Origin of the sequence: Mesorhizobium sp. M7A.F.Ca.CA.001.08.2.1 (genome assembly GCF_003998455.1) — a bacterium.
Lineage (GTDB): Bacteria > Pseudomonadota > Alphaproteobacteria > Rhizobiales > Rhizobiaceae > Mesorhizobium > Mesorhizobium ciceri.
The window spans coordinates 1-8,888 of sequence record NZ_RZPW01000204.1; the positions used below are offsets into that span (position 1 = coordinate 1).

The following is an 8,888-nucleotide window of genomic DNA, read 5'->3' on the forward strand; positions in this document are numbered from 1 at the left end:
GCCTATTTCATGAAAGAACCGGACGAAGCGATCCGCCGTTCGCACGCGGCCATGCAATGCGCCTCGCTGCTGCGCGAGGCGATGTGGAGCATGGTGTCCGAGCTCTATCTCGACGCGCCCGGTATCGACTACGTCGCCTACACCGAGGAAAACCTCGCCCGGCTCGACACGGCGCTGGAAAACTACAGAACGAAGTACGGGATGCAGAAATCATGACATTGCCGACCCAGGCCGCCATCGTCGTCATCGGCGGTGGCATCATCGGCTGTTCGACGGCTTATCATCTGGCGCGCGACCACAAAGCCGATGTCGTTCTGCTCGAACAAGGCAAGCTGACCTCGGGCTCGACCTGGCATGCCGCCGGCCTTGTCGGCCAGTTGCGCTCGTCGGCTTCGATCACCCGCGTGCTGAAATACTCCGTCGACCTCTACAAGGGCCTCGAGGCCGAGACCGGCCTTGCCACCGGCTGGAAGATGACCGGCTGCCTCAGGCTCGCCACCAATGCCGACCGCTGGACCGAGTACAAAAGGCTGGCGACGACGGCGAAAAGCTTCGGCATGGACATGCAATTGCTATCACCGGCGGAAGTCAAGGCAATGTGGCCGCTCATGGAAACCGGCGATCTTGTCGGCGCCTCCTGGCTGCCGACCGATGGCCAGGCGAGCCCCTCCGACATCACGCAGTCGCTGGCCAAGGGCGCGCGCATGCATGGCGCCAAACTGTTCGAGGATGTCCGCGTCATCGGCTTCGAAATGAAGGACGGCCGCATCACGGCGGTGAAGACCAACAAGGGCGACATTGCTTGTGACAAGGTGGTCAACTGCGCCGGCCAGTGGGCGCGGCAGGTCGGCGCCATGGCCGGCATCAACGTGCCGCTGCAGCCGGTGAAGCACCAGTACATCATCACCGAGAAGATCGACGGACTGGCGACCGACGCGCCGACCATCCGCGATCCGGACCGGCGCACCTATTTCAAGGAAGAGGTCGGCGGGCTGGTGATGGGCGGCTATGAGCCGAACCCGCAGGCCTGGGCTACTGGTCTCCCCGGCGGCGACGTCCCCAATGATTGGGAATTCAGGCTGTTCGACGATGATTACGACCATTTCGAGCAGCACATGAGCCAAGCGATCGCGCGCGTGCCGGCACTGGAAACCGTCGGCGTCAAGCAGATGATCAACGGGCCGGAGAGTTTTACACCGGACGGCAATTTCATTCTCGGCACAGCGCCCGAATGCGCCAACATGTTTGTCGGCGCCGGCTTCAACGCCTTCGGCATCGCCTCGGGCGGCGGCGCCGGCTGGGTGCTGGCGCAGTGGGTGGTCGATGGCGAAGCACCGCTCGACCTGTGGGTGGTCGACATCAGGCGCTTTGCTAATTTGCACCGTGACCGTCAGTGGGTCTGCGACCGCACGCTGGAGGCCTATGGCAAACACTATACGATCGGCTTTCCGCATGAGGAGTATGCCAGCGGGAGGCCGCGCATCGTCTCGCCGCTCTACGACAGGCTGAAACAGCAAAATGCCGTGTTCGGCTCGAAGCTCGGCTGGGAACGGCCTAACTGGTTCGCGCCCGAAGGCGTCGAGCCGCAGGACATCTATTCGATGGGCCGGCAGAACTGGTTTGTGGCGGTCGGCGACGAACACCGGCATGTGCGCGAAAAAGTCGGCATCTTCGATCAATCCTCCTTCGCCAAATACGAGCTGAGCGGGCCCGATGCGCTGAAGGCGCTGGACTGGGTCTGCGCCAACGACGTCAGCAAGCCGGTCGGCCGGCTGACCTACACGCAGCTTCTCAACACACGCGGCGGCATCGAGGCCGATCTGACGGTGGCGCGGCTGGCCGAAGAGAAGTTCTACATCGTCACCGGCACAGGCTTCCGCACGCATGATTCCTCGTGGATCGGCGATCATATCGGCGAAGGGCTCGATGCCAGGCTTGTCGATGTCACCGAGGATTTCGGCACGCTGTCGCTGATGGGTCCTCGGGCGCGCGACGTGCTTTCGGCCGTGACCGAAGCCGACGTCTCAAACGTGAGCTTCCCGTTCGGCCATGTGCGTGAGATTGCCATCGCCGGCCACACAATTCGGGCGCTGCGCGTCACCTATGTCGGCGAACTGGGCTGGGAACTGCACGTGCCCATCGCGGCCACCGGCGAAGTCTTCGACGCGCTGATGGCGGCAGGCAAAAAGCACGACATCCGCCCGATCGGCTATCGGGCACTGGAATCGCTGCGGCTGGAAAAGGGCTATCGTGCCTGGGGCTCCGACATCACGCCCAACGACACGCCGCAGGAAGCCGGGCTCGGCTGGGCGGTCAAGCTGCGCAAGAACACGGATTTCATCGGACGGCGCGCGCTGGAGAAGACCAGCGGCACGGCAATGAAGAAACGCTTTGCCGGCTTCACGGTCGACGACCCCGAGATCGTGCTGCTCGGCCGCGAAACCATCCTGCGCAATGGCGAGCCTGTCGGTTATCTCACCAGCGGCGGTTATGGCTATACGCTGGGCAAGACCATCGGCTACGGCTACGTGCGCAACGCCGACGGGGTCAGCGACGATTTTCTCGCCTCGGGCGACTACGAACTGGTGGTTGCGATGGAGAGGACGCCGGCCAAGATCCACCTCGAGCCGATGTACGACCCGGCAGGCGCGAGGGTCAAAGCGTAGGTCAGGTCACGCGCAGTGCGAGGCCGCGGCTGGGCACGGTGTCGGCTTCGCCGGGCATCGAGACATAAGGGCGCGTTTCCTCGACGCGGGTGACGAGGCCCTGCGCCTCGAGCTCAGCGACGCGCGTGGCGAAGCCCTGATCCCACAGCGAGTTCTTGACCGTCAGCACGATGATGCCGTCCGGCCGGCATATGCGGATCAGTTCGTCCAGCCCCTCGACGCCGACATGACCTGATGTGAAGACGCCGGCCGAGATCACTCCGGCATAGGCATCATCGGCAAAGGGCAGATGACCGCCCAGCGCCAGGCAATGGAGCGCGGAATAGACACCCTTGCGGGCCGCCTGATCCAGCATGCCTTGTGAAATATCGAGTGCCTCGACTTGCGGGTAACCGGCAATATCAAGCCATTCGCCGATGAGACCGGTGCCGGCCCCGGCATCGAGCAGCGGTGCTGAACCGCGCGGCAGATGGCGGGTCAGCAGCGCAAGGCAGATCGTCGGATGGCGATAGCCGGCGGCCGACATGTCGGCGTCGTAGGTCTGCGACCAACGATCATAAAGTGCGGCGACCTCTTCGGGCCGCTTTGCCGCGTAGGCCGCGCCAAGCGTGCCCTGATGTTTGCTGTCCGCCACTTTGATCCAGTCCGCCAATTTTTGATCTCGCAGTGATGATAGCCAAAGCGCGAAAATTGTGGAACCGTTGCCGCGACAAATAACAGTGTGTGGGGGCGCAGGCATGATTACAGACGAGGCGCGTGCGGCACTGGACGCCATTCCCATGCTGGCCGGCTACAGCGGGCCGCTGGAACGGCTGGGCGGCCTCACCAATCTCGTCTTCAAGGCCGGCGACTTCTGCCTGCGCATTCCTGGCAAGGGCACCGAGGAATACATCAACCGGGCCAACGAAGCGGTGGCCGCACGCGAAGCGGCAAAAGCAGGGGTCAGTCCCGAGGTGGCGCATGTCGATGCCGGCACCGGGTTGATGGTGACACGCTACATCGCCGGCGCCGAAACCATGTCGGAGGAGAAATTCAAGGTTCGGCCGGGCAGTCCAGCCCGCGCCGGCGAGGCCTTTCGCAAGCTGCACAATTCAGGCGCGGTGTTTCCCTTCCGCTTCGAGCTGTTTGCGATGATCGACGACTATCTCAAGGTGCTGTCCACCAAGGAGATCGCCTTGCCCGCCGGCTATCATGACGTGGTGCGCGACGCCGAGAGCGTGCGGTCGGCGCTGGCCGCCCATCCGCTGCCTCTCGTCGCCTGTCATTGCGATCCGCTGTGCGAAAACTTCCTCGACACCGGCGAGCGGATGTGGATCGTCGACTGGGAATATTCGGGCATGAACGACCCGCTCTGGGACCTTGGCGACCTCTCCGTGGAAGGTAAATTCGATCTGGCGCAAGACGAAGAGATGATGCGCGCCTATTTCGGCGGCGAGGCGAGGCCGGCGGAGCGCGGCCGCATCGTCATCTACAAGGCGATGTGCGACCTGTTGTGGACGCTGTGGGGGCTGATCCAGCTCGCCAACAACAACCCGGTCGATGATTTTCGCGCCTATGCCGACGGGCGGTTCGCGCGCTGCAAGGCGCTGATGGAGACGTCCGAGTTTTCACGGCATCTGGCGGCGATCCGCCGGGGGTGAGCCTGGACTAATTCACGCCCTTCGGCACGTTTTCGGGCGGCACCGTGGTCTCGACCACTTTCTGGCGGTGGAAGATGAACAGGCCGGCAAGAACGACAATGCCCGAGCCGATCAGGATGCGCGGACCGGGAACGTCGCCGAAGAACACCAGTCCGAACACCACCGCCCACAGCAGCAGCGTGTAATGCAGCGGCGCCAGCGTTGAGGCCGGCGCCAGCTTGAGCGCCCTGGTGATCATCAGATGGGCGCCGCAGGAGACGATGCCGAGCAGCAGCATGGCGCCGAGATCGAGCGCCGACGGCGTCTGCCAGGCGCCGATGCTCAGCACGCCGCCGACCAGCAGTGTGCCGATGGTCTGCCATGTCACCAGATTGGTGTCGCTGGTGCCACGCAGCCGGCGGTTGAGGATGATGGCGAAGGCGAAGGCGATACTGCCCACCAGCGCAAAGCCTGATGACAGCGAGAACGCCGCCGACGAGGGTTTCAGCATGATCAGCACACCGCAGAAGCCGAGCAGGATCGCCATCCAGCGGCGCCAGCCGACCTTTTCGCCAAGCAAGAGGTGCGAGAGTGCCGCGACGTAGATCGGCCCCGCCATGTAGAAACTCATCACATCGGCCAGCGGCAGATAGACCACGGCGGCATAGAAGAGCGCGGTGTCGAGCGTGGTCATCACCACCCGCAGCAGCTGCAGCTCCAGGCGTTCCATGCGAAACAGCTTGGCCGGGCCCTGGTTGGCGATCATCGGGCCGAGCACGAAGAAGGCGCCGATGGAGCGGATCAGCACCACCTGGCCGACGGAGAAGCTGGCGACCAGCCATTTGCCCATGGCGTCGTTCAGCGCAAACAGGAAATCGCCGGCCAGCATCAGCAGAATGCCGGCCAAAAGCACATTCCTGATCGTCGAATTCTGCGCCACGGGCTGCGTCATGCCGATCCCGATTCCTCCCCCTTGTAAGCCCGCGTCGTAGACGGAAGCAGCGGCTTTGACGAGGAGAATTCGGGCGATGGGTAAGACCAGCGCCGGGAATCGGCTGTATCTAGAGCATGATGCCGAAAAGTGTGAAGCGGTTTTCGGACGACATCATGCTCTATCTCTTTGATTGGAGCCGGATATGTGCCGCCGGTTCACCATTCCCGGCCTTCCGCCGATGGACAGCCTGGTTTCCTGCTTCGTCCGCTCCGCCACCACCTTGCCCCTGGCGATGACGCACAGGCGCTCGGCGCGCAGCCGCAGGGCTTCGACCGGATTGCCGGCATCGAGGACGACCAGGCTGGCGCGCTTGCCGACCGCCAGGCCGAGATGATCGAGGCCCATGATCGCGGCATTGACGTTGGTGACCATGTCGAAGCAGCGCGCCATCTCTGCCGGGCTCGACATCTGAGCGACGTGCAGACCCATGAAGGCGACATCGAGCATGTCGGCGGTGCCCAGCGAATACCAGGGATCGAGCACGCAATCCTGGCCCCAACCGATGCGAATGCCGAGCGCCAGCATCTCCTTGACCCGGGTAAGGCCGCGGCGCTTCGGGAAGGTGTCGTGGCGGCCCTGCAGCATGATGTTGATCAGCGGATTGGGAATGACCGAGACGCCGGCCTCGGCGATCAGCGGCAGCAGCTTCGAGACGTAGTAATTGTCCATCGAATGCATCGAGGTGAGGTGCGAACCGGCGACCTTGCCCTGCAGACCAAGACGCTGCGTTTCATAGGCCAACTGCTCGATATGGCGCGACAGCGGATCATCGGTCTCGTCGCAATGCAGGTCGACCATCAGGCCGCGGCTGGCCGCGATCTCGCACAGCTCCGTTACCGAGCGCGTGCCGTCGGCCATGGTGCGCTCGAAATGCGGGATGCCGCCGACGATGTCGACGCCCATGTCGAGCGCGCGGATGGTGTTTTCACGCGCCGATGGAGAGCGATAAAACCCGTCCTGCGGGAAGGCGACCAATTGCAGATCGATGTAGGGAGCGACCGTCTTCTTGACCTCGAGCAGCGCCTCGACCGCCAGCAGGCGGTCATCGCAGACATCGACATGGGTGCGGATGGCGAGCAGGCCCATCGACACCGCCCAGTCGCAATAGGCCAGCGCGCGATCACGCACCGCCTCATGCGTCAAAAGCGGCTTCAACTCGCCCCACAGCGAAATGCCTTCGAGCAGCGTACCCGACGCGTTGATGCGCGGAATGCCGTAGGAGAGCGTCGCGTCCATGTGGAAATGCGGATCGACGAAGGGCGGCGAGACCAGATTGCCATGGGCGTCGACCTTCGTCCGCGCGGAACCCTGGAGAACGGGCTCGATCGCCGCGATCGTCTCACCGTTGATGCCGATGTCGGCAACCCTGCCATCAGGCAGTGTGCCGCCGCGAACGATAAGGTCGAAATCCATCCGTCGTCATCCCGTCAAAAGAATCATCTGATATAGCCGAGGCTGAAAATCGCATCCCGTCGATGCCGCTTGCAACAGCGATTTGTCCGCGGCGGCCGCGGATGGTTTCATCCGGCCGCAACTCCCTCTATAAGCCGCCTTCGTTGTCCCGGTTTCAAGGATCCGCCGTTTGTTTCGTTTCTTCCGCTCGACGGAAAACCAGCGCCTCGTCGCGAGGTTGATCCGGGAATCCTTTTATCAGCACAGGTTTGGCTACGGCGCCGCGATCTTGTCGATGCTTGTGGTGGCCGCCACGACCGGCGCCAGCGCCTGGATTCTCAAAGAGATCACCGACGAATTCGTAGTTTTCAAGCGGATTGACCGGGTCAACCTGATTGCGGGCGGGGTCGCCACGATCTTCATCCTCAAGGGCCTCGCCAACTTCATTCAGGCCTATTTCATGAGCCGTGTCGGCAACGCCATCATCGCCGACCGCCAGCGCAAGATCTACGACCGCATCCTGGCGCAAGGCATCGAATTCTACCATTCGACCTCGTCGTCCGACCTGATCACACGCATGACCAACAATGCGCAGGCGGCACGCAACGTGCTCGACCTCGTTGTCACGTCCTATGTGCGCGATCTGTTGTCGCTGGTCGTCCTGGTAGGAGTCATGGTCTGGCAGCAGCCAGCCTTGTCTATAATCTGCTTCGTCGTCGGCCCCTTGGCTATCTACGGGGTCAACCGCATCCTGAAACGTGTTCGCAAGTTCGCCGCGATGGAGTTTCGCTCGGTCGGCCAGATCGTGCAGGTGATGCAGGAAACGGCAATCGGCGTGCGCGTCGTCAAATCCTTCAACCTCGAAGGCGCAATGCGCAACCGCATGTACAAAGCGGTGTCGGACGTCGAGAACCGGGCCAACAACATCGCGACGCTGGAGGCTGCGACAAGCCCGGTGATGGAGACGCTGGCCGGGCTGGCAATTGCCGGGGCCATCTTCGTCAGTGGCTTCCTGGTCTTGCAGGGCGGCCAAATGCCGGGAAACATCATGGCCTTCATCGGGGCACTCCTGTTTGCCTATGAGCCGGCAAAGCGCCTTGCGCGCGTGCGCATATCGCTGGAAAGCGGCATTGTCGGCGTGCGTATGATGTTCGAGCTCGCCGACCAGCCGCTCACTCTGGTCGAGAAGCCGGACGCGAAGCCGCTTCTGGCCGGACCGGGCGAGATCCGGTTCGACGCCGTCGACTTCGCTTATCAGAAAGGGCCGCCGGTGCTGGACAGGTTCGATCTGACGCTTGCGCCCGGCAAGATGACGGCGCTGGTCGGGCCTTCCGGCGGCGGCAAGTCGACGATTCTAAACCTGATCATGCGCATGTATGATCCGCAGAGCGGCAGGGTGCTGTTCGACGGTCATGATATTTCCCATGCGACGCTCGCATCGCTGCGGGAAAAGATCGCCTATGTCAGCCAGGATACGTTCCTGTTTGCCGGCACCATCATGCACAACATCCGGCTTGGGCGCGAGGGTGCGACCGACGATGAGGTGATCGCCGCCGCCAAGGCGGCCAACGCGCATGACTTCATCAGCGCGCAGGCGAAAGGCTACGAGACGGATGTCGGCGAGAATGGCGGCCTACTGTCGGGCGGCCAGCGCCAACGGATCTCGATCGCACGCGCCATGTTACGCAATGCGGAGATCCTGCTGCTGGACGAAGCGACCAGCGCGCTCGACGCCGAATCGGAAGCGCTGTTCCGCGACGCGCTGCAGCAATTGACGGAAGGCCGCACGACGATCGTCATCGCGCACCGTCTGTCGACCGTGCACCAGGCAGACACGATCGTGGTGCTCGAAGCCGGCAAGGTGGTGGAAAGCGGCCCGCACAAGACCTTGCTCCAGCAGGGCGGGCTCTACCAGAAGCTCTATGAGTATCAGTTGATGCCGTAGCACTTCTCTTCCCTTCCCCCCTTGTGGGGGAAGGTGGATCGGCGCGCGGCGCCGAGACGGATGAGGGGTGTTCCAGCGGAGTGAGACATCGGTGTTCTCTGGAACACCCCTCATCCGTCGCCTGCGGCGACACCTTCTCCCACAGGGGCTAGCGTGCGCACACATTTGCTTCGGGTTCATTTTTGTGAGGCGAGAACGAAGCCGTCGACGATGGCGTTGAAGCGTCTGAGGCCTTGGGTGAAGGTGATGGGTCCTGGCGGGCGTTCCTTTTC

At 63.0% G+C, this 8,888-nt stretch carries 6 protein-coding genes and 1 pseudogene; 4 read left to right on the plus strand and 3 right to left on the minus strand.

Going from position 1 to position 8,888, the window contains the following annotated elements:
• A pseudogene (locus EN914_RS14330) lies at positions 1–216 on the plus strand (choline kinase); the annotation flags it as partial.
• The gene (locus tag EN914_RS14335) at positions 213–2,666 is read left to right on the plus strand and encodes an FAD-dependent oxidoreductase (RefSeq protein WP_024503363.1); all 2,454 of its coding nucleotides are present in this window, start codon (positions 213–215) and stop codon (positions 2,664–2,666) included. The pseudogene EN914_RS14330 and the gene EN914_RS14335, both read left to right, overlap by 4 nt.
• 1 nt (position 2,667) lies before the next feature.
• Here the strand turns inward: EN914_RS14335 and EN914_RS14340 are convergent, their stop codons facing one another.
• Entirely contained in the window at positions 2,668–3,300 is a 633-nt protein-coding gene (locus EN914_RS14340) for a class I SAM-dependent methyltransferase (RefSeq protein ID WP_024503362.1), read from the minus strand.
• Between the two features lie 103 nt (positions 3,301–3,403).
• On the opposite strand from EN914_RS14340, the gene EN914_RS14345 reads away from it, so the two are divergent.
• A complete protein-coding gene (locus EN914_RS14345) occupies positions 3,404–4,306 on the plus strand; it encodes a phosphotransferase family protein (RefSeq protein WP_024503361.1) in 903 nt (300 codons plus the stop codon).
• A gap of 7 nt (positions 4,307–4,313) precedes the next feature.
• Here EN914_RS14345 and EN914_RS14350 read toward each other — a convergent pair whose 3' ends face one another.
• Positions 4,314–5,237 carry a DMT family transporter gene (locus EN914_RS14350; protein WP_024503360.1) on the minus strand — a complete coding sequence of 308 codons (924 nt, stop codon included), beginning with the start codon at positions 5,235–5,237 and terminating at the stop codon, positions 4,314–4,316.
• A gap of 153 nt (positions 5,238–5,390) precedes the next feature.
• Positions 5,391–6,692, minus strand: coding sequence for an amidohydrolase family protein (locus EN914_RS14355; RefSeq protein WP_024503359.1), 1,302 nt, complete (start codon positions 6,690–6,692; stop codon positions 5,391–5,393).
• A 169-nt stretch (positions 6,693–6,861) separates the two neighbouring features.
• Here EN914_RS14355 and EN914_RS14360 point away from each other — a divergent pair, with 169 nt between their 5' ends.
• Positions 6,862–8,616: an ABC transporter ATP-binding protein gene (locus tag EN914_RS14360; RefSeq protein ID WP_024503358.1), complete on the plus strand. Its 1,755-nt coding sequence runs from the start codon at positions 6,862–6,864 to the stop codon at positions 8,614–8,616.
• Positions 8,617–8,888: the final 272 nt, after the last annotated feature.